Raw genomic sequence first — 25,180 nt, 5'->3', positions numbered from 1 at the left:
CGTGACACGTGAAGAACAATCAACGCATTGAAAATCATTACAGAAAAGTAACAGCCGTTCGCGCCAAATTTCAGGGAAGAAAACAGATGAAAAAGCCTTCTTTTCCAGACAATGAAGAGTTTCGTGTTAACACTCTCAAGTCTTTAGATATTCTCGACACCATTCCGGAAGAGCGATTCGATCGTGTCACTCGCATGGCAAAACGCCTCTTCTCCGTTGAGATTGCACTTGTTAGCTTGGTCGATTCAAACCGACAATGGTTTAAATCCAGCCAAGGCTTGGATGCAAGCGAAACACCACGAGACATATCTTTTTGCGGACACACCATACTTGGCGACGAGGTTTTCATTATTTCGGATGCGTCGAAGGACGCGCGTTTTTCTGATAATCCTTTGGTTACTGACAATCCCAATATCCGCTTCTATGCGGGCTATCCAATTAAAACCCCCAATGGTGCCAAGATCGGCACACTGTGTCTGATTGATGCTGAACCTAAAGAATTTGATACCGACGACAAAGAAGCCTTAATTGACCTCGCAACCATGATTGAGCACGAACTGGTGGCTCTGCGTAACTCAAACATCGATGAGCTCACCGGCATTTCAAACCGTCGCGGATTCATGACACTGGGTGCCCATTGCATTCAGATCTGCAAACGCACAAGCATTGATGCAACTCTGATTTTCATCGACCTCAACAAATTTAAGCCCATTAATGACAAATTTGGCCATCAAGAAGGCGATCTCGCCTTAAAAACCTTTTCCAATTTACTGTTTTCGTTTTTTAGAGAGTCTGATCTCTGTGCTCGCATTGGCGGCGACGAATTCGTTGTGTTGCTTGCAAATTCCAAAGCGTTAGTCGCATCCACCATTATGACTCGCTTCCAAACTTACGTAGATGAATACAACAATCATTCAGGAAAAGAGTATGAGCTAGCATTCAGTTATGGCGCAGTCGAATACCAACCTGAACAACACGCATCACTAGAAGATTTACTGTCAGATGCAGATGCCTTGATGTATAAGCAAAAACAAGCAATATAGTGCTAGCGTGACATGGCGTCACTCTGTCTCGCCTCCCCCCGCGATTCCTGCTTTATTGCCACAGGTAAGCGAAATATAATTGAGAACTTCACAGGCTGTGCTTTAATGCGGATCAATAGTCATCTCACCTATTTGAGGCATTACTGTGAGCCAAGCACCGACTAAAATTACTTTCTTTGAATGGCTAACGCCGCTTGTTGCATCTGGCAAGAAAACCATCACGATCCGCGATGTGTCTGAATCACATTATGTACCAGGCACTCGCGTAGACGTACACACCCTAGAAAAAGATGAGTATGTTTGTCAGATCGATATTCTGACCGTTGAGCAGATCGCATTTGAAGACATTGGCGAAGTTCATGCCGCCCAAGAATTTCTGCCACTGGATGAACTGAAACCTTTGATCCGCAAGATCTATCCCGAAGACGATACGTTTTACGTGATCAGCTACAAGCTCGTTAGCTAACCAATACACCATAAGCTGCAGATTGAAATAGAAGCCGACATCATGTCGGCTTTTTTACGCCTTAGTTCCAGACATGGTAATCAAAGCACCGCTTTCAAAGCCTCAAAGAAACGGTCAATTTCTTCTATTGTGTTGTAGTGCATTAAGCCGACACGAAGAATACCGCCTTTGTCTGTGACACCAAACGCGTCCGTGAGCTTGTCGGCGTACAAATGCCCACTCCACACATAGATCTGACGTTTGCCGAGCGCTGACGCAATCTCTGCGGGGTCTCGCTCACCGAAGCGAAGCGCAAACGTCGCTGTTCGCCCTTCGGCTTGCGGCAGGCCAAACAGTTGCACATTCTCTATCAATACCAATTGGTTCAAAAAGTAAGCAGACAGTGATGCTTCGTACTGATGAAGGTTGTCGTAACCCGATGCGAGTCGGTTTCGAAGCGTGTTCCCCTCGCCTAACGACGCGAGATATTCCACGGTGGCCACAAACGCACTCAGCGCTTCGAAATTGAGTGTTCCTGTCTCCCAGCAGTGAGGGGCATAAGTCGGTGCGGGCTCGACTTTATAGGGCTCAATCGATGATAGCCACTGGGCTTTTCCATACAGAAAACCAAGGTGTGGGCCATAAAATTTGTAGGCAGAACCGGCGAGGAAATCCACATCTAATGCCTGCACGTCCACCAGCTGATGTGGCAACAAATGAACCGCATCAATAAACACTTTTGCGCCTACCTTGTGGCATTTTTTTATCACAGCTTTCAGGTCAGTTATTGTGCCCGTAATGTTGCTTGCCGCCGTCAGCGCAACCAGTTTTGTCTTTCCACTCAGCAATTCATCCAACGCATCTAAATCCAACTCACCACGCTGATCTTTCACTGGCAAGTAGTGCACCTGCACATCTCGGTCTTGCGCCGCCGTGACCCAACTGGATCGATTGGCACCGTGATCCGCCACTGAGACGATCACTTCATCGCCAGGCAGCCATTGTTGGCTCAAGGCGCGGCTGAAGGAAAACGTCACAGACGTCATATTTGGACCAAAAAAAACCTCACTCGGCGAAGCCGCCCCCACTAGCGCAGCCGCACTTGCTCGTGCATGTTCAACCAATGACACCGTTTCCTCACTCACTTGAAACTTGCCACCAAGGTTAGAATTACCAGCACGAAGATAATCACCAAAGGCATCGATAACAGAGTCGGGCAGTTGCGTGCCGCCGGGTCCATCAAGATAGACGGGGACCACATCATCAATTTTACGTTGCAGTGCAGGAAATTGACGGCGCAGCGATTTAACGGTTTCTTGATTAAGCGGTAAAGACCAAGACATCACGTACCCCCTCCTGCCCAGATTCGCTCGAGAGCGTTTCTGATATGTGATGGTAATAGCGTTGGTCATCAATAATTACGAATTGATTGGGTTCTAATACCGTATTGAGATGAGGATGTTGTTCAACGGGAGATGTAAATATCTGCGTAAAACCGCCTGCGATGTTTTGTCTCTGCACACAAAAAATACCAACAAAGCGGAAGCCATCTTGATGAATCCCCTCAGGCGCTGGAGCGCTGGTATCTTGCGCTGAACATGTCACACGGATCTGATGAACATCAACCTCACCGCCGGTATGCTCTAACCCGGTTGCAGCACTGAATGATCTCAAAAGATGAGCGAATTCAGGCAAGGTCACCATGCCATCATCCATCGGGGCGAAATGACGCTCAACATCGCCAACCACACGATTTACATCCGAAGATTGCATGAAGGCTTTATGAGGCAAGCGCATGATCTCTCCCTCAGTGTCGATCGCAAAACGCGCATAGCTTCTAAAGCGCACATCACTGTCGACATAAGGGTCTTTGCTCAACCTCGAAAAGTAAGGTAGCAAGGTTTGTGACACCGCATCAGGTGTTTGGAAGGCTTCGATCAGAAATTTGTTTTGCATCTCTCATTCCTTGTAAACCGTAACAAAACCTCAACCTGTTATCAGATTGTTAATGAAATCTTATGCCACATATAACCCAACAAACAAGAGCAAAACGCCAATAAAGACTAATTAACCAGTATTAAATATCACACCCACCCAGAACTGGCATATTCCATTGCTTCTGATGTCATCGTTGGAATTTTGTACCACCCTTAATACTATTAACGGGCATTGGTACCTAATCAGTGTGTATTACCTGGAGCACCCAAAAGGCCCCAAATACCCTCCATGTCTGTGGGTTGTATTTCAGCAAAAGCTCAACCAAGATGCGTATTCATCTCAAAGGACATCAAACATCAACATGGACAACAAACAAAGCGACACAGAGAATTTGACATGTCGGGCAGTCCCGACAATTGATGCGTTCAAAGAAGACGAATGGAATTCCCTACTGAAGGATGACTACCCATTTGCCCGTCATGCCTTCTTTGTCGCACTAGAGAAAAGTGAGGCCATTGGCCACAAAAGTGGTTGGGCGGCGCAATATCTCACGGTTTATAGAGGCAACACCCTCGTCGGTGCCATGCCATGCTTTGTTAAGAGCCATCCTTATGGCGAATATGTCTTTGATTGGTCTTGGGCCGAAGCCTACGAAGACGCGGGGATTGAATATTACCCCAAACTAGTTTGTGCCATCCCCTTCACGCCTGCTGCCGGCCCACGCTTGCTTATTGTCGAGGGTGAAGACCTACAGGAAATCACGACTTATCTGTTAGGGGGCATGCGCTCGCTAATAGACCAAATCGACTGCTCCGGTGCGCATATTCTTTTCCCTACGCAGGCGGATTTACCCTCGCTCACTCAACGCGGATTTCTTGAACGACGCGCCGTGCAGTTCCACTGGTTTAATCGAAACTACCTGACGTTTGATGATTTCCTTGCCACGCTAACGTCGCGTCGACGCAAGAATATTCGCAAAGAACGAAAGAGCATTGGCGATCAATGTGTTGATGTAAAAATGCTGGATGGAGATACCGCCGCACCCTCCGACTGGGCAACGTTTTACCGCTTTTATCAACGTACTTATCTGAAACGTTCGGGGCATACAGGCTATCTCAATCAGGCATTCTTCGAGCGCATTGGGGCATCACTGGGAAAAAGCTTGGTGCTTGCTCTTGCATACGTCAACGACGAGCCAGTGGCTGGCGCTTTGTATTTCAAATCGTCCGATACCCTTTACGGTCGATATTGGGGCTGCTTGGCTGAATATGAAAACCTGCACTTTGAACTTTGCTATTACCAAGGCATTGAATATTGCATCCAGCATGGCCTTGAGCGATTTGATGCTGGCGCACAAGGCGAACACAAACTGATGCGTGGGTTTGAACCTGTTTACACCTATTCAGCGCATTACTTGCAGCATCAAGGATTTCATCAAGCCATTGGCGACTATTTGCAGCGGGAGCATACGTTGATAAAGCAGTACCTTGACGATGCAAAGACCCATTTACCTTATCGTTCTGATCTAATCTAAGTTTATGAATTACCTTGATCAATGGCAATGAGTGATGGAATTTGGTGATTTTTTCAACCTTAACGACGGATTAAATTAGGTATTATTTCAACTATCTAATCGACAAAGGACTGCACAATGACCGATCTCACACTGCGTTGTGAATGTGGCACATTACAAGGCACTGTAAAAAATGTCTCGCCTAAAACAGGCAACCATTTGGTGTGTTATTGCGATGACTGCCAAGGGTTTGCCAACCGTCTGGATGCTGGAGGAAAATGGTTAGATGAATGGGGTGGGACTGAATTATTCCAACTCGCTCCCGCGCAAGTTGATATTCACCAAGGCGCTGACCAATTACGTTGTATGCGAATGACACCTAAAGGGGTTTATCGCTTTTATACGGCCTGTTGCCATTCACCTATCGCTAATACGATTAGCCGAAAAATGCCATTTGCTGGTATACCAACAACAGCGATCCATGGTGATGGCAAGGAAGCGGCTTTTGGCCCAGTAAAATGCTACGTGATGGGGAAATTTGCCAAGGGCACACCGCCAACAAATCCACATCCTAAGTTTTCTGCTTCATCACTCATGGCGGTCATGTCGTTTATGCTGAAAAACAAGATAAAAGGCACTAACGTCCCCACGCCTTTTTTTGATGACCAGGGCCGAGCAGTGGCCAAGCCCGACCAAATTGAACGTTAGACCCCATAGGATTGCTAACGCACCTAGTTCACCAGCTTAGGTCGGCGCAACTCTCTAAAGTGTTGTTGCCGATTTCTCCCCTGTGCTTTGGCCGAATACAAAGCTTGATCCGCTTCATCAAACAAGGTTTCAAGTGAACCCGACGCACGAGTAGGCGACATTGAAGAGATCCCAATACTCATTGTGAGTTTTGTGTCCCAGGGGAACGGTAACTTCGCAAATCGCATGCAAACACGATCCGCAAGGTAGATCGCATCTTCAGCATCCAGTTCAGGACAAACGACAAGAAACTCGTCTCCGCCCCATCGGCCAATATGATCGACAGTCCTAAACACATTCCGTAAGTGATCCGCCGCCATCACCAAACCTTCATCTCCCGCAGTATGCCCCTCGTTATCATTAAGCGTTTTGAAGTCATCGATATTGATCAACAGCACTGACATATTTCTTCCATACCGCTTTGCACGCTTCACTTCCACGTCCATCAATTGTTCCATCGCACGTCGACTTCGAAGGCTGGTCAGCAGATCGTATTGAGGATCATTTTCCGTTTTATTTTGGGCCGACAAATCCCGAATAATGGCGATATTTCGATAAGTTTTATCATATTCAAACGAAGAAATAGCAATCGATAATGGCTTAGCATTTCCAAATTTCGTTTTCCCTTTCACTTCGGTGGTTGAATCTGACATCAATCGTGTGCGGCTTATCTTGGAAAAGTCTTCTCTATGTAAAACATGATCCTGACGCAATGATTCATCCATCAGATCTTCCACTTTCATCGACGTTAACTCTGTCAGGCTATAACCAAAAATCGTGGTTACCGCTTTGTTTGCACGCAGAATATTCCCCTCAGAATCTGCATATAGGCAGCCGTCAGGAGAGAAATTGAAAATAGCATTGGTTTCACGCTGGCGATGAAACATCTGGCGGGCAACCACAGAAACAATAATGGCGAGAAATACAATGACGAATAGCGGAAGGGAGGTGGAAACGTACGACCACGTGCTTTTACTCTCATCTCTAGAGTTGGCATTTTGATTGTGCTTGGAAAGATTCGTAACTACCGCTGCTCGTAGTCTAATTAATGCTTCTCTCGCGTTATTGTCGTCGACCCTTACGCGCTTATCGACATCAACTGCCGATTCTAATTTCAGTTCCAAATAGACATAATTGAGGTTTTTAAAATACGCATTCAATGTGTCTTGAATCGTAATGATGTCATTGACGTCAGAGTTAGGGAGATCGACCAATAGAAGATTGAGCAATGCCTCATTGGCTTCCCAATAGCTTTTCGTGGCTTCAACGTAGTAGTAATCAGTCCGCCTCAACACGTAGTTTTTGAAATGATGTATGAAGCCCAGATAACCGAATGCTCTCTCTAATGCTTCAAATTCCAGCGCCACATTCAATTGCTGTTGAGTTTCTGGATGCCATTCATCATTGAGTTTTTCGACGTGATTCGCCTGATGAACGCTATACCCAACAGACGTTGCCAACATAGCAACACACAGAAGAATGAGAATGGTGTTAAGGGTTTTGTTTGCCATGTATACCTGACACTTAGTCTTATTTTTGAACCACTTAAATTGTAGTAGATATTCATTCACAAGCTTGAGTATATAGACGGAACGAATGTACAAAGACAGGCACTAACAGGCAAAGAGGTTAGTACAAAAAGTGTGGGTAATACATTGCGGAGGGTACAAACCAATGAAGGTGGCATAAGCCACCTTCATAACTGAATATTCTATATTTAGCCGCTAGCTGCTAGCTGCTTTGAAGGCTGGTTTTCACCGCTTCAATACGTTTACCAACATATTCTCGGTATTTAAAGTAACCGTATGTCGCCACCAAGGAGAAGAATAGGTATGACAACGCAAAAACAAATGGCGATGTCAGCAGGTCACGTTCCAAACTCCACATCACACCGAATACCGTAATGCCCATTTTTACGGCAAATCCCGAGATAAGCATAAGAAGCGCAAGTTGTGGGTAGTTGGTATGGCGAAAACTCAGCCAGTAACAACAACCAACGGCCAGTGTCGCTAGTGAAAAGCCCACCATGTACGAGTGAAAATGATCACCAGCAAGGATGCCACCAACAACAGACAGAAAAACAACCGCGAAAAAGGCCATTTCTACTCCTACATAAAGGGTTAATAGAGGGTTGAGCAATATTTGCTCGCTTGGGTCTATTTTTACATAGTTTTGCGCAGAGTGCTAAAACGCCAAATGTTACAATCCTGCAACATAATAACGCCAATTCAGGGTATTAGCAGAAGCTATCTTGCGGTTTTTCTATCACTTAGACATACTTCCGCACGTTAACAATTTGTGTATTTGTTACCGATGGAAACATATTGTTACGATTATGATTTAAAAATATGCGATTCAGACATGATTAATACCTTTGGGGAGCCATTCTCGCCACTTCTTATCGGTAAGCGTGATATTTCATAGGAGATAACACGCCACATTTTTCAGCTTTTTCCACCCTGCTTCATACCTTGTCAACAAATCTTCACTTTACATATGTTATTTCGCATATATGATTTTCCAAATATTAAAGCTTTCAGTGTGAATGATAAGGACAAAGCATGACTATCAAAATCGGTATCAATGGATTTGGACGGATGGGACGCCTCTCTTTCCGTGCAGTATTCGATCAAAGTGACGTAGAATTTGTCGCTATTAACGATCCAGCTGGCGATGCGGCAACACTGGCTCACTTAGCCAACTTCGACTCTGTGCACGGTCGTTGGCACCACGAAGCCAAAGCGCAAGGCAATCAAATCATCGTGGGTGACACCGTGATTCAATGCAGCCAAAACCGCGCCATTGGAGATACCGATTGGTCTGGCTGTGATTTAGTGATTGAAGCATCGGGGCAAATGAAGACAAAGGCACTGCTAAACGCCTATTTAGAGCAAGGTGTAAAGCGTGTTGTAGTGACTGCGCCAGTGAAAGAAGACGGCGTACTCAATGTGGTCATGGGTGTTAACCATGATCAATATGTTCCAGATGATCATCGTATTGTGACCGCAGCATCTTGCACCACAAACTGTCTTGCACCCGTGGTGAAAGTTATCCATGAGCAGTTGGGTATTGTTCATGGTTCAATGACAACCATTCACGATATTACTAATACGCAGACTATTATTGATGCGCCGCATAAAGACCTTCGTCGTGCCCGTGCGTGTGGTAGCTCACTCATTCCTACCACCACAGGCTCAGCCACCGCTATTACACACATATTCCCGGAGCTAAAAGGCAAGCTAAATGGCCATGCAGTGCGCGTTCCATTGACCAATGCTTCACTGACTGATTGCGTGTTTGAAGTTAGCCGCCCAACCAGCGAGCAAGAAGTAAATCAGATGCTGAAAGCCGCTGCTGAAGGGCCGCTAAAGGACATCTTGGGCTTCGAAGAACGTCCGCTAGTGTCTATCGACTATCGCACTGACCCTCGATCAGGCACGATCGACGCGCTTTCAACCATGGTGATCAACGGCACACAAGTTAAACTTTACGTTTGGTACGACAATGAGTGGGGCTATGCAAACCGTACCGCCGAACTCGCATTGATGGTCGGCCGCATCGACAAAGCACAATAGGAGTTTGCAAACCATGCCGTTTGCTGCACTTTCATCAGAACTAAAACAGTACCTAGTCGTCACCGGTAACTACTGGGCTTTCACCCTCACCGATGGCGCATTGAGAATGCTGGTTGTCCTCCATTTTCATAGTTTGGGTTACAGCCCTCTCGATATTGCATTGCTGTTTGTGTTCTATGAATTCTTTGGTGTTGTCACCAACTTAGTGGGTGGCTGGCTAGGTGCACATATTGGTTTGAACCGCACCATGAACATAGGCTTAGGGCTTCAAATTGTTGCTCTGGCGATGCTAATGGTGCCATCAAGCATATTGACTGTTGGCTGGGTCATGGCGGCACAAGCCCTTTCAGGCATTGCCAAAGATCTAAACAAAATGAGCGCAAAGAGTGCGGTTAAGGCGCTGGTTCCTACAAATGCCGAAGGCACGTTATATAAGTGGATTGCAGTACTCACCGGTTCAAAAAATGCACTGAAAGGAGCGGGGTTTTTTCTCGGTGGTGCATTGCTCTCATTGGTTGGATTCCAAGGCTCTGTACTCATCATGGCCAGCGCATTGACACTGGTTTGGTTAGGTAGCTTGTTTTTCCTAAAATCCGAAATAGGACAAGCAAAGAACAAACCAAAATTTACCCAGCTATTTTCCAAGAGTGCCCCCATAAACGTACTTTCTGCGGCGCGTATGTTCCTATTTGGCGCACGTGATGTCTGGTTTGTGGTCGCACTTCCTGTGTTCCTTGCCAGTCAATTTGGCTGGGATCACTGGACCGTTGGCGGTTTCCTGGCACTTTGGGTGATTGGATATGGTGTTGTTCAGGGGTTTGCACCCAAGATAACGGCAAGAACATCAGGGAGAGTACCCGATGGGCATGCGGCCATGATCTGGGTCGGCGTTTTAACCGTGATCCCCGGACTCATTGCGCTTGCCCTAATGAACAACATTACACCGCAAATTAGCCTTGTTGCTGGCCTTCTGATATTTGGCGCCATCTTCGCCGTTAACTCATCGCTTCACAGCTATCTTATTGTCAGCTATGCACGTGAAGACGGCGTATCTTTAGATGTTGGGTTCTATTACATGGCGAATGCGATGGGAAGGTTACTAGGAACTCTGCTATCTGGCTGGATTTATCAACACTATGGCTTGGTTGCCTGCTTATGGGTTTCGTGCGCAATGCTTGGCATAACCTGTGTGATATCGCACTGGCTACCCGCTACAGACAAAAAAATGTCAGTGCCATCCTAGCCACACTCATCTCACTAGGCATTGGTTTCCTTGTTCAGAAAGTCTGCCCGTCAAAAAGCAATATCACAAACAACAAAGCCGAGTTTCAAACTCGGCTTTTTTGCTATCGCATGGGTGAGAACCTGGTGCAACGGCCCCTAACAATAAGCATAGTTACCCAACTGGGCAGCAATCAGCGTTTATGCGCTTCTTTTCCAAGTAGGCCTTGTTCAATGCGCCAACTTCTACAACCGGCCCGAGCATTTTAACGCGCATCAATGTGCCATGTGATCCAGAGATTTCAGCGACATGTCCTTCAGAATAATCACTGACGTAGGAAAATGTTTCGACGGCAAGGCGTAACAAATTGAAATCTTGTCTGCGTACCGAAAGGTAAGAGCGCCACATTAACGCATCAAAAACTTCAGATGTGTTATACGCTCGAATGACGAATCGCCAACCTCTGTCTGCGCCATAAAAGTCTAGTGGAAAGAACTTTCGAATTCGTTTTCTAGTTTTCAATGTGGTATCTCTTCTTCATGTGAAAACCTGATGTGTACAAGATCTGAGTATAGAGCCAGATTTCATTGCTGCCATAAATCCACTACAAAATAAATTGTTGTTTTCATTAGTATCTATTCTTTCTTTTTCGTAAATCTGGGTCTAATGATCCAGAACATAATTCTGTACAGTAACCCGAGACAGTTTCCATAATGCAATCCAAGTACAGATACCTGTTTATACTTAGCGCTAATGGCATATCAAAGGAGCGACAGCTTACATGAAGTTAAACATTTTTAGATGGATTATCGTTGTAGTGCTCGTCATCGGCGCATTTGTACTGGGTGTCGAATATCAAAAATTCACCCATCTGGATGCATGCTTAGACATGGGGAAACAAACTCATGCTGGCAGCCATAGAATTTGCGTATTACAAGACAAGCAACAATAAAATAGAAATACGGTCTACTCGTGCAGAAAACAGAAAAGGTTAAAAATCCAAGGTCATAAAACTCACACTTCGTTGATTATTGAGGCCAATGAAAGCTACCTTAATGTAACAATTTATTTATATCCGATGGTTTTCCATTCGATCAGTGCGCTAAATAACTCATTGGTGATTTTTTAAGCCAGAGTTGACTATTTATTGCGGTAAACTGCTGCGAGTAACAGCGTTCTGTTAATTATGATGAGCCTTGCATGCCAAAAACCTTTCTTAATACGCGCCAAAGTATCCAAGCTAAATTATCCGCACTGGTCCTAGGTTTAAGCTTAACTTTCGCTGTTGTCTCTATCTGCTTGCAGCTACACATCAATTATACGAACACCTATTCTTTGACCGTTTCATTGCTAGAAAAAAGAGCAGACAGCTCTTTATCTACCATTCGTTATTCACTAAAAAAAGAAGACACGTCCTTACTTCTTCATCAGCTTCAAAGCCTTGCAGATATGCCATTTGTGAAAAACGTCCATTTAACGAGCATAGATGGAGAGCAATATTGGGCTGACAACATTACACGAAGCCGGAAAGATGGAAGATACAAAAAATACCCACTTGTCACTCAAGGCGAGAGTATTGGCCAACTCGACATCTATTTAAACCTTGAAGAAATTGAAAATAGCGCGTTACGCGATGCCATCCCCGCGGCACTGGTTTACCTTGTTGAAGCTTTACTGGTAGCAATGCTACTTCTGATGATCATTGGCAAAACGTGTATTACTCGCGTGAAGTCATTAGTCGAAAATATAGACAAAATTGACCTTAATAAAGTCAACAAATTTGCTATCCCACACTCGCTGACTCATCACCAAGATGAACTAGGACAAGTGGCGAGATCGGTGCAAGAACTCTATATGCGCATACGAGCTGATTCCATTGAAAAGCGATTAAAAGAACGCACGTTAAAACAACACAAATCGCTACTGGTAGAGGAAGTCACTGCCCGCACTCAAGCTATTGAATGGCAAAATCTCGCTAACAAACTACTCGCAGATTTATCACTCAGACTGTTGAAAGGCCACAAAACCAACGTTGAACATGATGTTCGATGTTGTATGCCTCAAATGGCAGAACTGCTTGGATCAGACCATATTTTCTGGCTTTCATTCGATCACGACAATATCCTATATCGTGCTTCTTATCCCGAAAGCAGCGAGCAGCCCCCAATTGATTTCAGCGATATGTTCAAAGTGAAACGCTGGCTCATGGCGGCGCAGAATGTGGCGCTGGTTGATGTCGATAATTTCGAGGAAGACGCGCTTGCAGAGCACGATTTTCTCAAAGACGTAGGCATACATAGTTTGGCAATGTTCCCTCTCACTGATGGACGAAAAAGCTTTGGTATACTCGCTGCAACCAACAATCACCGCTCACTCGCTTGGAATGAGAACAAAAGCCTCTTACTGACACGTTTTGCCACCATGCTCAGTGAGCTGACGATTCGCGAGCGCGATCACTATGCGATGGCTGAGCTTCAAGAAGAGCTGATCATGGCCAATGAAAGGCTTCGTGTGGAAGCTGAAACCGATGATCTGACACATTTGCTGAATCGTCGTCCATTTAGCCGCCAATTAAGCGCCGCGTTGTATGACACTGTGGATGACCAATCCATGCTGTCTGTCATGATGATAGATATCGATCATTTTAAAGCCTACAACGACATTTATGGTCACTTGCAAGGCGACAAAGTGTTGTCTCGCGTTGCTCAAGCAATGAGTGGTATTGCGAAGCAATGGGATGCACCACTCGCGCGTTTTGGTGGTGAAGAATTTTCCTTGATGCTACCTAACAGCGACCTCGAAAAAACACAAAAAGTGGCCTGGCAACTTTGCCAAGCAGTGCGTGATCTTTGCGTCTCCCACCAAGGGAGCACCAGTAGCGGCATTATCACCATCAGTATCGGTGGCATTACCTGCGAACCCACCGCAGACACTCAGCCCAACCAACTACTGGAAGCCGCTGATCAATGCTTGTACAAAGCAAAGCACGGAGGAAGAAATCGCGCGATTTTGCGACCTTACCTTCCTCTTGATAAAGAACCCCAATAACGCCTAGCGGGCACTGCATTTATCGCGATTCCATTTTTCTTCTCGCTCAATGACGCCTACCTAAGCGGACAACACCAACGTCGTTCAAGACATCGCACGTTGCTTTTTTTGTCGTTGTCTCTGAAATCGGAAATGTTGCCTCTTGCAACTGTGCGACTATTACTCAACGTTTTTCGCATGAGCAAGAGGTTCCCGATGGTGTCTGTCAGACTGCAGCCACTCCATATCTGCCACGTTGTCAGCTCCTTGAGCGATGCGATGCAAAATGATCAGGTCTTTTCGAACATCCGTCACTTTCCACAACCCTACTTTGAGCACACACTGATCGTATTGAAAAAATCAAAAATACTTTCAGCGCAAACACTTCCTCACCACGCAAGTTGCTTAGAGTTAGACTTAAAAGGATCGCTACCCAGACGGCTAAGAGAATGCCATAAAGCACTCGTGGCGCTTAAACCTCATGTTTGCCAAACCTATGGTGATAAGACATTTCCAATACAATGGGTCGCGCGCAGGCAAAACGTGCCCGTTAAGCTGCACATGTATCAAAATAGCGTGGGAAAAATCAAGGGTCTTAACGCTTGGTTTCGCCAATGGATGCATCGAACGCTTTCCTATTCCTCTGATTTTGTGATTGCACAATCAGACACGGACAAGGCATGGCTTAACCAGGTAGCTCATATCCCAAAAGACAAACTGAAACTTATCCGTTGTGGTGTAGATAGTCGAAAATACTGCCCTTCATTGAAGGTGATTGACACCAATGTGACCAATCATTTTGTCGGTACCGTTCCTGTTCCAACACACCGATTCGTTATCGGCGTCGATGTGTCCGGGCAAAGGAAAAGTGAATTAGACGCATTTTTCGACGAGTATTTTGCAGCGTGCATGCGCTCACCGACGTTCAAGCAACAAACCTTGCTGCTTGTCTCCGGCAATAGCCCCCACTTAAATAGGCTACGCCGTGGTTTTGAAGTTAAGAATGTCGCAGAAGAACAAATCCGTTTTTGTGGCCACTTAAAGGATAAATATGTTTTTCATACACATATCGATGTCTTTGTCTGTTTACACCCTGAGCAGCATGACACTTCAGTATTGGAAGCCATGTCGATGGGACTCCCAATAGCATCCCATCGAACTGATAGCGAATATGCTGATGTTGACCATCCACTTTATTGGTCGACCGATTCCGAAACCAATATGCTGCAAGATCAGCTGCTAGAGCTATTTTCTGACAACAACAAACGCTTAAAAATCGGCCGAGCAGCGCGACGTTATATTCAGGATTTTCATTGCCAGCCTACCTATCATTCTCGCTTCGGTATGCTCTACGATTTGGCGCATTCACCCTTGAAAGCCGAAGGTTCAACAAGCTCTCCTAGGCCCAACCCTCGTCCAACACAGCCACATCCGAAAAATTTTCAATGAATAAAAACAGGGGTGTTAATGCCAGCTATGCCCCTGAATATCTAGGATGTCAGTCAACCTGCCCAATATACAACCAAGCTCACTTGGGAGCACTTCTCGAAGTTACTGAGTGTTAGGCTATATTTTATTCAGGAAGCCAATATAAAGGTAATGCTCAACGATGAAAATTCTGGTCGTGGATGACATGACATCCATGAGGCACGTCATGCTTAATTTACTGAGAAGCATTGGCTATTTAGATTTGGAGGAAGCCACCAACGGATGGCAAGCCTTTCAAATGTTGAAGAAGAACAGTTATGGATTGCTCATCACGGACCTGAACATGCCAAAGATGGATGGCAGAGAGCTACTCAAAGAAGTGCGTTGTGACGAAAGGCTAAAACAAACCCCAGTCCTCATTGTGTCCTGTGAGCAGGATAAGGAGCGGGTAAAAGAGTTGATTCAACATGGTGTTAATGGCTTTGTAGTGAAACCCTTCAATGCGGCGACACTGCAAAAACAAATACAGCGTATCGAGCGCCAGCAGCAACTCAGAGCCCAAGCGAAGTAGCGCAAAGCATTTCGACTATAGCAGCAAGAAATCCCACTCTATCTACGAGATTTGGGCATTCAATCTAATCAGTTACCACCAAATTCGACCGTCATATCTAACGAAATCGCGTTGTGTCGCCAATGTTCGATGACATATTCCTGCGCAACCCCTGCCTCATCAATATGCACACGAGAGATACGCAATGAGGGCGCCCCAACGGTTGATTTTATCGTTGTTGCTATCAGCGCATCAAATGTCGAGGATCGTACGGTGTAGCAGCATTTACTGATGTGGAGCTGCCAGTTCTCTCGATAGAGTTCTGCCAAATTTCCATCCAGTGGGTGCTGGAGCAAGTTAGGCAGTCGCTCCGCGCGAACATAATGATCAGCGTACATTACAGCCCTTCCATCAAGACGATGAATACGGCCAATGTTAAACACTTCCGTAAACGGTAGCAGTGATAGGTATGTCGTACTCTCATGATTCGCCATCACACTTTCAGCACGATGAACCTCAATGGAAGGTACGCGGCCTTGGGCGCTGGCAACTGATGAAAACACAAAAGGCAATGAGAGGTCCAAATGCAGTGCACGGTGTGAAATGAACCACCCACGTCTATCTTCACGGTAGATCAGGCCATCTGTTTCCAATAGTGAAAGCGCTTCTCTCAGCGTGACACGCGTCGTTTTAAAGGTGTCTGCCAGTTTTCGTTCTGAAGGCAGCTTTGCACCCGCCGCCAATTGCCCGCTTTGGATCTGCTCTTTGATCGCGTCTTTGATTCGAATGTATTGCAAGGTTGCGGCTTCGCTCAGCGATTAACAATAGACTCAGCATACCGCAGCTATTAAAAGATTGCAGCTTAGAGGAGAAAGATCAGGTGCTTACTTACGTCTTTGTTTTATATCTATACCCTTCAACCTCAAAGTGCTTGTTGAGCGAGAGTTTACTCGGGCATAGACAAGAAGGGATGGTTAGCGTCAACGCACGCCATTAAGCTTTATGATTTCCATGCGTTCAAGCTCATGCAATAACCTTTTTGCATATTCTGGCTCGCAGACTGACAACGCTGAAAGTGCCGCGCCAAGTGGAAGGTTCTTTTCAATAAGGGAAAGGAAAACGCTGGTCGCACTATCGCAGATAAGCACGTCTTCAGTATTGGGGCTGAAAATAACAAGCTGATCACCCGATTCATAACTGCATATATCGAGAGAGAAATTGTCCGCTATACACACATCAACTTCAGCTTTTAGTACCAAATTACTATCAACCAATTCAGCTACTTTCATTCTACTACTCCACGTCATTTTCGCTGACATAAGCGTGAGATGACTACCTCACACGAACAAGACAACCTTCCCGAAACGCACTCCCATTAACGGACAAAGAAAACAAGGTGGGGAACATTCGACAAATTCGTTGCCTTATATTCACTGTATATGCTTTAGCGATAAGCCCATTGAGAATGAAAGGCTATTTACCCCGAGCTCTCATAATCAAGACGAACATGCCCAACCCGTTGCTATACATGTACTCCTTTAGCGCTGCAGCGCGTACTTTTCAATTAAGGTATATAGCGTCGGGCGAGAGACACCAAGAAGATTGGCTGTTTGCGACATATTGCCTTCAGCTCGTGCCAACGCACGCGTCACTGCTTGGCGCTCCGCTTCTTCTCTGACCTGACGGATATTGAGTGGTAGCCCAGAATCTTTTTTTTGCTCTTTCGTTAACGCCAGATCTGAGGCCGAGATTTGATTACCATCAGCCATGATCACGGCAGACTTCACTTTGTTTTGAAGTTCTCGCACGTTTCCTGGCCACATGTGCGTCAACAAGGCTTCCAGTGCATCATCGCTAAACCCCGATATGCCGCGGTTCATGGATTGGTTGAACTGAAGCAAAAACGTTTTAGCCAGCAACAACACGTCGTCTCCACGCTCTCTAAGAGGTGGGATAGTGATGGGCACTTCACCAATCCGGTGCAATAAATCTTCTCTGAAACGCTTTTCAGAACAACGTTGCTTGAGATCTTGATGCGTTGCACAGACGATCTTTACATCAACAGGGATTGAGCGCTGGCCAGAAATTCGGTCAACCACGCGTTCTTGCACAAATCGCAATACCTTGGCTTGAACATGCAAAGGCATGTCCCCGATTTCATCTAAGAACAAGGTGCCGCCATGAGCGGCTTCGATTTTGCCCACTTTGACACGACGAACACCTGAGGTATCGCTCTCGATACCAAATAATTCATTTTCAAGCAATTCTTCAGGAATAGACGCGCAGTTGATAGTGATGAAAGGCTTCTCGCTACGCGGACTACGATCATGGATAGCTCTTGCCAACAACGCTTTGCCCGTACCACTTTCGCCATAAATCAACACGTTGATATCCGTCAAGGACACACGATCAACCATGCGCAGTAACTGCATCATTTGCGGACTGCCACCAAGAATAGACTCTTGCCGACGCTCATAGCTTTTCAGGCGATCTACTTCCCGCTCTAGTTGCCCGATATGTCGCGCGCGACGAACCAATAACCTTAATAGTTCATCACTAAACGGTTGTTCGATAATATCAAACGCGCCAGATTCCAGCGCTAAAACCGCATCACCATCGTTCTCTGTGTTCACCACAACCAGCACTTTTGTGCGAGGTGCAAAAGAGAGAATTTCCTTCATCAACGACAATGTATTGGCATCACATCGTCCAATAACCACAACCGACGTTAACAGTTGCTGCAACGCCGCTGACACACTCAATGAATGCGCGGTGAGTATCGAGCCTTCACTTTCTAATGCTTGGCAGAGTTTCTTCTGTGCGTATGGGTCATCCTCGACAATAAGCAACGCTTCTTGCAATTGAGAGGCCAAACTTTGATGGGTATCAACCATGGATCTCACCTTATAGGGTAATTAGCACCGTGAGTTTGAAAATGCCTCAGGCCAAGCGCGAACAAACTGAAATATTCGCATTCGGAAGCAACACGTAAATCCGTGTTTTTTGCCTTTTTGGCGCATCAGATCCAACGGGTAAGCACGTTCAGGTATTTGGGTTCAATCATTTCCCCCGAACTCATCTCTCTCGTGTTACCTCTGCCAGTCGATTAAAGTCACTGGTGCTACTTTCTTAATTAAAAACAATCTTGATTAAAACAATGGGTACTCTTTCAGGCATAGGGCAAATTCTGAAAGGGCTGGTAGCGCAATTCTCACGCACCACGTTAGAGTATGTTGATAGAAGCTGTTTGATTAACGCCAATTCCCGTATCAGAAAATTAAATCAACAGCAGTCTGAACGCTAAAAGGTCCGTTGCTGTGTCAGAATTCATCGGTGCTTAATCTGCACAGGCACCCTAAACCCTGAGTAAAAGTGTTGATTATCGCCTTTGTTATTGAAGTAGGTAGCGAGCACTTTTTTCATTCAACTGCATGTGTGAATGACACAATCACCGAGACCTTAAACGCTCGATTACCACTCTAGCAGCGTGAAAAAAAGTCGGGCAGTGCAAACCTAGGAATTACGATTAATTCTTATTTTGTAGTCACTTTTCTTTGATATTGAATGGCGTATATGAACGCAGATGTTGCGGGAAGTTGATGTTATTTGATGTCTATCTACCTAACAATAATCCTTAACGATGATGTGTTCCAGGGTTGCTCAAAAGTACGTCTTGAACAAGAATTTGATGCCTGACATCCATCAAAATATGACCGAGCTTATTAAGGCCATCACCGCTCTTTCCCGTCCCCCAAAATGCATCACAATGTGAACATTCCACCAAATCCGCAGGATAAGTTGAAGCCAGTTTTAGAGCGAGATCGGCATGTTGTTGAAATTTTTGCCCCACAACATGGCGCATGACATCACAACGTATATCTAACCAATCACTTTTTACTTCATGGTTAAATTCACGACTCAATGAAAATGCTTCATCAGGTGTCAGCGCGCATTGGATTTTTTGTTGCAATGCCATACTTTCAAACTTACTCGCCTGATAGTAATGTTCTGACGTTAGCCACGCCTTCCCGTCAATGCGTAATGGTGCGCCATAGAAGTTAGAAAGAAAGCCGTAGGCCTCGTCCGGTTCGTAAAAACAGATCGTGTTGGTCATTAGCGCAGCCTATTTTTATGTTGTTGGCTGTCTCTAATCATAGTTAAAGGATGAACATTGAGCACTCACGTCTTTAACATCATAAAGAAAACAGTAAACATTCACATGACATTGAAATTTATATCGACTTTTCAGCATGTAATGCTTAAATACCACGTCTAATTGCGCACTCATTGAGGTGAAAATGCAGCATCTACAAAGCCATTTCGAATATTACGACCAAACTTTCGATAAACTTGAATTGGCCAGCCAAACCCTTGAGAGCACTGAATTTGAAGAGTGTGAATTTCGAGACTGTCAGCTATCTGAATCCGCTTTTCGACGTTGCAAGTTCATAAACTGTACCTTCACGCGCTGTAATCTTAGTTTGATGAAAGTGAATCACTCTCGCTTCTCTGACGTTACGTTTAGTGAATGTAAATTGGTTGGGGTTGATTGGACTTTTGCGGAATGGCCAGCCTATCGTGTTGATGCCGATATGACATTTTCTAAGTGCATCATGAACGATACCTCGTTTTTTGGCTTAACACTCAGAGGGCTAAACCTCAAAGAATGTAAGCTACACGATGCCGATTTTCGTGAAGGCGATTTTACTGATTCGTCAATGACTTACTGTGATTTCACCAACAGTGTATTTATGCGCACTAATCTTCAAAATGCCGATTTGACTGAATCCACCAATGTCTCGTTGAGCGTGTTGGACAACAACGTCAATGCCGCTAAATTTTCCCGCTACGAAGCCCTTTATCTGCTCGAAGCACTTGGCATTGAATTAGTGGACTAAACCTACTGGCAAGAAAAACACTCTGCCAGTTTCTTCACACCTTGGCGGATATCATCCAGCGAACTGTTGCCAAACCCTGCTACCAAAGTTCGCTGCATCCAATCGGGTATCTCGTTCACCGTGTCAGCATCGCAGTAAAACGCCAAAGTTCGGATAGTAACCCCCTTCTCTTCTAACAACGCTTTCGCTTTAAATGCGGTTATTCCACCTTGCCATCGGAAGGTGACATGCAACCCCGCCGCTTGGCTGATCACTTCCACTTCGTCGCCAAAATGTTGATGTAAGGCTTCGACAAATACCCGCTGTTTTTCTTGATACAAGGTCCGCATTTTTCGGATATGGCGAAGGTAATCCCCTTCCGCGATAAACTCCGCCAAGACTTCTTCAATGTGCATGGCAGTGTCGCCGCCGATAGCGTCTTTTACGCTCAAGCATTTCTCGACGAGAGATTCTGGCACCACCATGTAGCCGACACGGATCGCAGGCAGCAGGGTTTTACTAAACGTACCAACATAAATGACATTAGCGGCGTCACCATGAAACTTGGTTGCTAAACCTTGAAGTGAAGGATAGGGACGATTCGCGAATTGGAATTCACTGTCGTAATCATCTTCGATGATCCACCTTGCTTGCTCTCCTTGGGTTTTCTGCGTTACCCACTCAATGCATCGCATCCTGTCATTGGTGTTTAAACTTGTTCCCATGGGGTATTGATTGCTCGGCGTCAGGTACACCGCCTTGCCATCAAACTTATCGAGCAATGAAATATCTGCCCCTGTTATCGCATCAACAGGCATGTAGGACACATCAATGTTGCTGCGATCAAGCACCTTCCGCATTTGCGCGTAACCGGGGTTTTCCATCATCACCTTTTCACCCGCTTCGAGGATCGCGTTGATGGCAATATAGAGCGCTTGCTGTGCGCCAACAGTAATAATAATGCGTTGTGGCGAGGCATCCACCGAACGGCTGAACGAGAGATAGTCGCTCAGCGCTTGGCGAAGCGCGAGATTCCCTTGAATGTCATTCTGCCCACCGAGTATTGAACGTTGAAAATGGCATTGCAGCGATCTTGCCCATTTTTTATAAGGGAACTGCTCCAAATCAGGCACACCGGGCGCGAAAGGTCGGTTTCTAACATGCGCATCAAAAGGCGGTCGCTTCTCTTCCCTATCAGCAACAACGCATTTAGTTTCCAGTGAGCGCTGGCGCTCGCTGTTGATATTTGTATGTAAATACTGATCTGGCATTGCCCATTGAATGAAATAACCCGCTCCACGGCGACTCTCAATGTAGCCTTCCGCTTTCAATTGTTCATACACGGCAGTCACCGTGTTTCGGCTCACGCGCAGTTCTTCCGCCAATAAGCGAGTGGCAGGTAAACGTCCGTTCGTTGGCCAAAGGCCATTCAAGATCTTGTCTTGAATCGCCAGGTACAAGGCACTTTGCTTAGACGTATTGCTCGCATCTAAGCGTAAATCACCGATATCAATGGGTTGCATCTCATCTCGCCTCAAATTGGATCTATTGAGTTATTCAAACTGGCTCTATTTAAGGTGCCAGTTTATCCGTAAATTACAAGTCAACGGACAAACAAACGCAAAACAGCGCCAAAAGAAGGGAAAGGTTATGACAGTAGGAACAACAGAAAGAACACGCGTAAGAAAAGGCGCGCACAAAGCGGTAAAAGACCAAGAGGCGCTTTATAACATCATTGATGAATCCAAACTCGCGCACGTCGCGTTCAATGACAAACGCGGCCCTACTGTCATCCCTATGCTTGCATGGCGTATCGGCAACAACATCTATATTCATGGCGCGAAAAACAGCCAAATGCTGAAGCACTTGAAAAACGGCGAGCCGTGCAGCATGACATTCAGCATTCTTGATGCATGGGTATTAGCACGTTCTGCCTTTCATCACAGTGCACACTATCGCTGCGCCATGGCTTTTGGCCGCTTTTCTGTGGTGGAAGACAACGGCGAAAAATCCATCGCACTCGATGCGTTCCTTGAGCAAATCGCACCGGGACGAAGCAAAGACGCGCGCCCCGGCAATGAGAAAGAACTGACCGCGACAGAAATGCTGGTGATGCCGCTGGATGAAACCTCGGTGAAAATTGGACGTCATGGCGTAAACGATGATTTGGCGGACATGGACATTGATGTGTGGGCGGGTATTTTGCCGTTTCGCACCGTTGTTGGGCCTCTAGAGCCGACATCTGACAATAAAATCGACGAAGTACCTGACTACTCCAGCGCGTACAAAGGCCGTTGGCATGACGAGTAACCATACGATTATTGAATGATTATGCACTCCTCAAGTATGTCGAAGCGCTTGGGGATTGCTCATCTCCCTGATATATTGAATTTTCGTCTATCAGGAGAGGACAAGGATGAGCACATTCAATCGGGTAGCCATTGTCGGCGGTACCCACGGCAACGAATTCAGCGGTATTTATCTTCTTAAAAAGTGGCAGGCTTCCCCTGCGCTTATTCGCCGCGCCAGCTTTGAAACGGAAACACTCTTTGCTAACCCTAATGGCTTTCGCGATAACAAACGTTATCTTGATTGCGATCTCAACCGACAGTTCCTTCCTGCCGATCTCGCGAACATGGAATTAAGCAATTACGAGCAAAGCCGCGCCAAAGTGATCAACGCTCAGCTTGGCCCAAAAGGCAGTGCTCGTACTGATTTGGTCATCGACCTGCACAACACCACCAGCAACATGGGTCCTACCATCATTTTGCTGAAAGCAGATGCGTTTAACACCCAGTTAGCTGCGTATGTGTCTTCGCGTATGGAAAACGCCGTGATTCTGTTTGAAGACCATTGTTCGGTGGAAGAGCATTACTTCCTCTGCTCAATCGCTGACCAAGGCATCATCGTAGAAATCGGCCCGCAATCTCAATCTGTGGTTCGCCAAGATGTGCTGGATTGGATGGACGAAATGACCGCCCACATTCTGGATTTTGTCGAGTTGTTCAACAAGAACGAAGTGACTGAACTGCCAGCCACCGTGTCTGCCTACCGCTATGAAGAAACGCTAAAACTACCAGAAAGTGAAGACGGTGAACGCCTAGGTATGGTGCATAAGAATGTGCAAGATGCTGACTTTACCGTACTGCGAAACGGCGACCCCATCTTCACCCTGTTTGACGGCACTGAAGTTTGCTGGGAAGGTGATTACGATGCTTACCCGCACTTCATTAATGAAGCCGCGTATTACGACAACAACCTTGCGATGTCGCTGGGTAAGAAAGTCGAGATTGATGTGATTCGTTAATTATTTACGGATTCGAATTAGATAAGAAAGCGCCGTGTAAAAACGGCGCTTTTTGTTTTGTGCGGAGCACATGTTTTCGCGTTGCTTAACGCTTAGTCAATGTCGCAATCATTGCAACGTTGCAGTGAGATTTCATGTTCAAAAACGGCGTCGTTACCTTCTGCTAAAAGCTCTGCGATTTCATCCGCCACTTCTTGCTCGTCTTCCGCTTTCACTTGGCTCGCAAGGTCTTCTTCTGAGTAACCTTAGAAATTAAGCAGTAAGTAATCGCGCGCTTCCTCTTTTGTACACGTCACGTTCACCGAAAACTCTGGCTCAACCTTGCCTTGAGCAACAATCGCTGCCATTTGTGCAACGACATCCTCTTTCATCGCCGCAGTCAACCAACCAAGATCGGTGCTTACTTTGGTATTTTTAGAGTTAAAACAAGGCGCTTGATGAAAGTAATATTGAAAATTAGTCATGGATAGTTTTTCGTTAAGTGTTTTGAAGCAAGATTATGAGCGTTTTTTGGAAAATACTATCTCAATAGGTTCGGAAGAGAGGATTGCCGCCCCCGAAGCCAGTGCACGATTCTCTAAAGCAACGCAAGACGACGTTAAGCTAGATTGGGGAAATACAGGCAGCGGTGAGACCGCAGTATGAGGCCTTCAATCTGTGTTTGCCGTAAGCAATACCTTAATGGCGAAAGTGACAGAACGAGGTAGACAGCTTTGTTGTTCGAGAGCATTGGCTGCTGGCGCAGCAAAACCAAAAATAACACGCGTTGCGAATCACTCGTAAGCAACTTGTTAAACCGCTTGGTTGAGGCTAAGATGACCAACACAAAGACCAATTTAGAGACCGATTAAATGACCGCTAGAATTTTAGCCGATGTTGCTGCAAGCATTACTGAGTTGAAAGCTAACCCGATGAAAGTTGCAACGAGTGCTCACGGTGAACCTGTTGCTGTATTGAACCGAAATGAGCCAGCATTTTATTGCGTACCTGCCGAAGCGTACGAAATGATGATGGACAGACTCGAAGACCTTGAACTACTAGCTATTGCGAGAGAGCGTGAATCTGAGGAGAGCATTTCGGTAAATATTGATGACCTATAAACTCGACTTTAAAAAGAGCGCACTCAAAGAGTGGAAAAAGCTTGGCTCTACTCTGCAGCAACAATTTAAGAAAAAGCTAATCGAGCGCTTAGATAACCCACATGTTCCGGCTTCAAAACTCTCTGGGGCTGACAACATATATAAAATCAAGCTGCGTCAATCAGGCTACCGTCTCGTCTACAAAGTTGAAGACGATGTCATCATTGTAACCGTCTTAGCTGTCGGAAAACGCGAACGTAGCGATGTATACCGTAAAGCGACGAAAAGGTTAGATGATTGATTGCGGTATAACGCACGCTCAACGCTCAAGTTGCTTACACCTAGCCTGAGCCTGAAGATAACTGGAAAACGAATGTTTAGCCTTCTTCTTGAATAGTGCCAGCCTGGGTTAACGGAATAGTGTCTAGT

General features: G+C 45.8%; 26 protein-coding genes and 1 pseudogene. 16 read left to right on the top strand and 11 right to left on the bottom strand.

Annotation, left to right across the window (positions count from 1 at the left end; translation table 11 throughout):
• Positions 1-86 precede the first annotated feature (86 nt).
• Together ACED36_RS13230 and yqfB are read left to right on the top strand one after the other, a co-directional pair.
• Positions 87-1,043, top strand: coding sequence for a sensor domain-containing diguanylate cyclase (locus ACED36_RS13230; RefSeq protein WP_016960369.1), 957 nt, complete (start codon positions 87-89; stop codon positions 1,041-1,043).
• Between the two features lie 145 nt (positions 1,044-1,188).
• Positions 1,189-1,509, top strand: coding sequence for a N(4)-acetylcytidine aminohydrolase (yqfB, locus tag ACED36_RS13225; RefSeq protein ID WP_016960368.1), 321 nt, complete (start codon positions 1,189-1,191; stop codon positions 1,507-1,509).
• Between the two features lie 80 nt (positions 1,510-1,589).
• Here yqfB and ACED36_RS13220 read toward each other — a convergent pair whose 3' ends face one another.
• Together ACED36_RS13220 and ACED36_RS13215 are read right to left on the bottom strand one after the other, a co-directional pair.
• A complete protein-coding gene (locus ACED36_RS13220) occupies positions 1,590-2,831 on the bottom strand; it encodes a cysteine desulfurase-like protein (RefSeq protein ID WP_371733412.1) in 1,242 nt (413 codons plus the stop codon).
• Positions 2,809-3,444 (bottom strand): 2OG-Fe dioxygenase family protein, encoded by a 636-nt coding sequence (locus ACED36_RS13215; RefSeq protein WP_371733411.1) that lies wholly within the window; start codon positions 3,442-3,444, stop codon positions 2,809-2,811. The genes ACED36_RS13220 and ACED36_RS13215 overlap by 23 nt, the downstream gene beginning before the upstream one ends.
• Positions 3,445-3,787: 343 nt before the next feature.
• Here ACED36_RS13215 and ACED36_RS13210 point away from each other — a divergent pair, with 343 nt between their 5' ends.
• Positions 3,788-4,960, top strand: a complete 1,173-nt coding sequence (locus tag ACED36_RS13210; protein ID WP_371733410.1) for a GNAT family N-acetyltransferase — start codon at positions 3,788-3,790, stop codon at positions 4,958-4,960.
• A gap of 117 nt (positions 4,961-5,077) precedes the next feature.
• A complete protein-coding gene (locus tag ACED36_RS13205; protein ID WP_016960364.1) occupies positions 5,078-5,647 on the top strand; it encodes a DUF6151 family protein in 570 nt (189 codons plus the stop codon).
• Positions 5,648-5,670: 23 nt separating this feature from the next.
• On the opposite strand, the gene ACED36_RS13200 is transcribed toward ACED36_RS13205, so the two are convergent.
• Entirely contained in the window at positions 5,671-7,197 is a 1,527-nt protein-coding gene (locus tag ACED36_RS13200) for a sensor domain-containing diguanylate cyclase (RefSeq protein ID WP_371733409.1), read from the bottom strand.
• Positions 7,198-7,417: 220 nt separating this feature from the next.
• Complete coding sequence (locus ACED36_RS13195) at positions 7,418-7,786, bottom strand: hypothetical protein (protein ID WP_017006228.1); 369 nt, start codon at positions 7,784-7,786, stop codon at positions 7,418-7,420.
• A 461-nt stretch (positions 7,787-8,247) separates the two neighbouring features.
• On the opposite strand from ACED36_RS13195, the gene ACED36_RS13190 reads away from it, so the two are divergent.
• Both ACED36_RS13190 and arsJ read left to right on the top strand, forming a co-directional pair.
• Positions 8,248-9,261: an ArsJ-associated glyceraldehyde-3-phosphate dehydrogenase gene (locus tag ACED36_RS13190; protein WP_371733408.1), complete on the top strand. Its 1,014-nt coding sequence runs from the start codon at positions 8,248-8,250 to the stop codon at positions 9,259-9,261.
• Positions 9,262-9,274: 13 nt separating this feature from the next.
• Positions 9,275-10,504: an organoarsenical effux MFS transporter ArsJ gene (gene arsJ, locus ACED36_RS13185; protein ID WP_371733407.1), complete on the top strand. Its 1,230-nt coding sequence runs from the start codon at positions 9,275-9,277 to the stop codon at positions 10,502-10,504.
• A 153-nt stretch (positions 10,505-10,657) separates the two neighbouring features.
• Here the strand turns inward: arsJ and ACED36_RS13180 are convergent, their stop codons facing one another.
• Entirely contained in the window at positions 10,658-11,005 is a 348-nt protein-coding gene (locus tag ACED36_RS13180; RefSeq protein ID WP_016960359.1) for a hypothetical protein, read from the bottom strand.
• Positions 11,006-11,264: 259 nt separating this feature from the next.
• On the opposite strand from ACED36_RS13180, the gene ACED36_RS13175 reads away from it, so the two are divergent.
• From ACED36_RS13175 to ACED36_RS13160, 4 genes are all read left to right on the top strand, one after another.
• Positions 11,265-11,435: a hypothetical protein gene (locus ACED36_RS13175; RefSeq protein ID WP_016960358.1), complete on the top strand. Its 171-nt coding sequence runs from the start codon at positions 11,265-11,267 to the stop codon at positions 11,433-11,435.
• 248 nt (positions 11,436-11,683) lie between these two features.
• On the top strand, positions 11,684-13,531 hold the full coding sequence (locus ACED36_RS13170) for a GGDEF domain-containing protein (protein WP_016960357.1): 1,848 nt from the start codon (positions 11,684-11,686) through the stop codon (positions 13,529-13,531).
• Positions 13,532-13,708: 177 nt separating this feature from the next.
• Positions 13,709-14,959 carry a glycosyltransferase gene (locus tag ACED36_RS13165; protein WP_241823338.1) on the top strand — a complete coding sequence of 417 codons (1,251 nt, stop codon included), beginning with the start codon at positions 13,709-13,711 and terminating at the stop codon, positions 14,957-14,959.
• A 160-nt stretch (positions 14,960-15,119) separates the two neighbouring features.
• Complete coding sequence (locus tag ACED36_RS13160) at positions 15,120-15,509, top strand: response regulator (protein ID WP_371733406.1); 390 nt, start codon at positions 15,120-15,122, stop codon at positions 15,507-15,509.
• A gap of 68 nt (positions 15,510-15,577) precedes the next feature.
• On the opposite strand, the gene ACED36_RS13155 is transcribed toward ACED36_RS13160, so the two are convergent.
• The 4 genes from ACED36_RS13155 to ACED36_RS13140 form a co-directional block, all read right to left on the bottom strand.
• The gene (locus ACED36_RS13155) at positions 15,578-16,285 is read right to left on the bottom strand and encodes a UTRA domain-containing protein (RefSeq protein WP_371733405.1); all 708 of its coding nucleotides are present in this window, start codon (positions 16,283-16,285) and stop codon (positions 15,578-15,580) included.
• Between the two features lie 183 nt (positions 16,286-16,468).
• Positions 16,469-16,777 carry a hypothetical protein gene (locus tag ACED36_RS13150; RefSeq protein ID WP_016960353.1) on the bottom strand — a complete coding sequence of 103 codons (309 nt, stop codon included), beginning with the start codon at positions 16,775-16,777 and terminating at the stop codon, positions 16,469-16,471.
• A 249-nt stretch (positions 16,778-17,026) separates the two neighbouring features.
• Positions 17,027-18,382: a sigma 54-interacting transcriptional regulator gene (locus tag ACED36_RS13145; RefSeq protein ID WP_371733404.1), complete on the bottom strand. Its 1,356-nt coding sequence runs from the start codon at positions 18,380-18,382 to the stop codon at positions 17,027-17,029.
• Positions 18,383-19,122: 740 nt separating this feature from the next.
• Positions 19,123-19,602: an NADAR family protein gene (locus ACED36_RS13140; protein WP_371733403.1), complete on the bottom strand. Its 480-nt coding sequence runs from the start codon at positions 19,600-19,602 to the stop codon at positions 19,123-19,125.
• Positions 19,603-19,786: 184 nt separating this feature from the next.
• On the opposite strand from ACED36_RS13140, the gene ACED36_RS13135 reads away from it, so the two are divergent.
• Entirely contained in the window at positions 19,787-20,386 is a 600-nt protein-coding gene (locus tag ACED36_RS13135) for a pentapeptide repeat-containing protein (protein ID WP_371733402.1), read from the top strand.
• A 2-nt stretch (positions 20,387-20,388) separates the two neighbouring features.
• Here ACED36_RS13135 and ACED36_RS13130 read toward each other — a convergent pair whose 3' ends face one another.
• Positions 20,389-21,888 (bottom strand): PLP-dependent aminotransferase family protein, encoded by a 1,500-nt coding sequence (locus ACED36_RS13130; RefSeq protein ID WP_371733401.1) that lies wholly within the window; start codon positions 21,886-21,888, stop codon positions 20,389-20,391.
• Positions 21,889-22,015: 127 nt separating this feature from the next.
• On the opposite strand from ACED36_RS13130, the gene ACED36_RS13125 reads away from it, so the two are divergent.
• On the top strand, positions 22,016-22,675 hold the full coding sequence (locus tag ACED36_RS13125) for a pyridoxamine 5'-phosphate oxidase family protein (RefSeq protein ID WP_371733400.1): 660 nt from the start codon (positions 22,016-22,018) through the stop codon (positions 22,673-22,675).
• Between the two features lie 106 nt (positions 22,676-22,781).
• Positions 22,782-23,672, top strand: coding sequence for an aspartoacylase (locus tag ACED36_RS13120; RefSeq protein ID WP_371733399.1), 891 nt, complete (start codon positions 22,782-22,784; stop codon positions 23,670-23,672).
• Between the two features lie 92 nt (positions 23,673-23,764).
• Here the strand turns inward: ACED36_RS13120 and ACED36_RS13115 are convergent.
• A pseudogene (locus tag ACED36_RS13115) lies at positions 23,765-24,136 on the bottom strand (hypothetical protein).
• On the opposite strand from ACED36_RS13115, the gene ACED36_RS13110 reads away from it, so the two are divergent.
• The 3 genes from ACED36_RS13110 to ACED36_RS13100 all read left to right on the top strand — a co-directional run bounded on the left by ACED36_RS13110 (position 24,135) and on the right by ACED36_RS13100 (position 25,052).
• Positions 24,135-24,317, top strand: a complete 183-nt coding sequence (locus ACED36_RS13110; RefSeq protein WP_016960344.1) for a hypothetical protein — start codon at positions 24,135-24,137, stop codon at positions 24,315-24,317. The pseudogene ACED36_RS13115 and the gene ACED36_RS13110 overlap by 2 nt on opposite strands.
• Before the next feature lie 206 nt (positions 24,318-24,523).
• Complete coding sequence (locus ACED36_RS13105; RefSeq protein WP_016960342.1) at positions 24,524-24,772, top strand: type II toxin-antitoxin system Phd/YefM family antitoxin; 249 nt, start codon at positions 24,524-24,526, stop codon at positions 24,770-24,772.
• Positions 24,762-25,052: a type II toxin-antitoxin system RelE/ParE family toxin gene (locus ACED36_RS13100; protein WP_016960341.1), complete on the top strand. Its 291-nt coding sequence runs from the start codon at positions 24,762-24,764 to the stop codon at positions 25,050-25,052. The genes ACED36_RS13105 and ACED36_RS13100 overlap by 11 nt, the downstream gene beginning before the upstream one ends.
• Positions 25,053-25,180 lie beyond the last annotated feature (128 nt).

The organism is Enterovibrio sp. FF113, from assembly GCF_041439165.1.
GTDB lineage: Bacteria > Pseudomonadota > Gammaproteobacteria > Enterobacterales > Vibrionaceae > Enterovibrio > Enterovibrio norvegicus_A.
The sequence above is the reverse complement of the archived record's forward strand: the minus strand, read 5'-3'. Positions and strand labels throughout refer to the sequence as shown.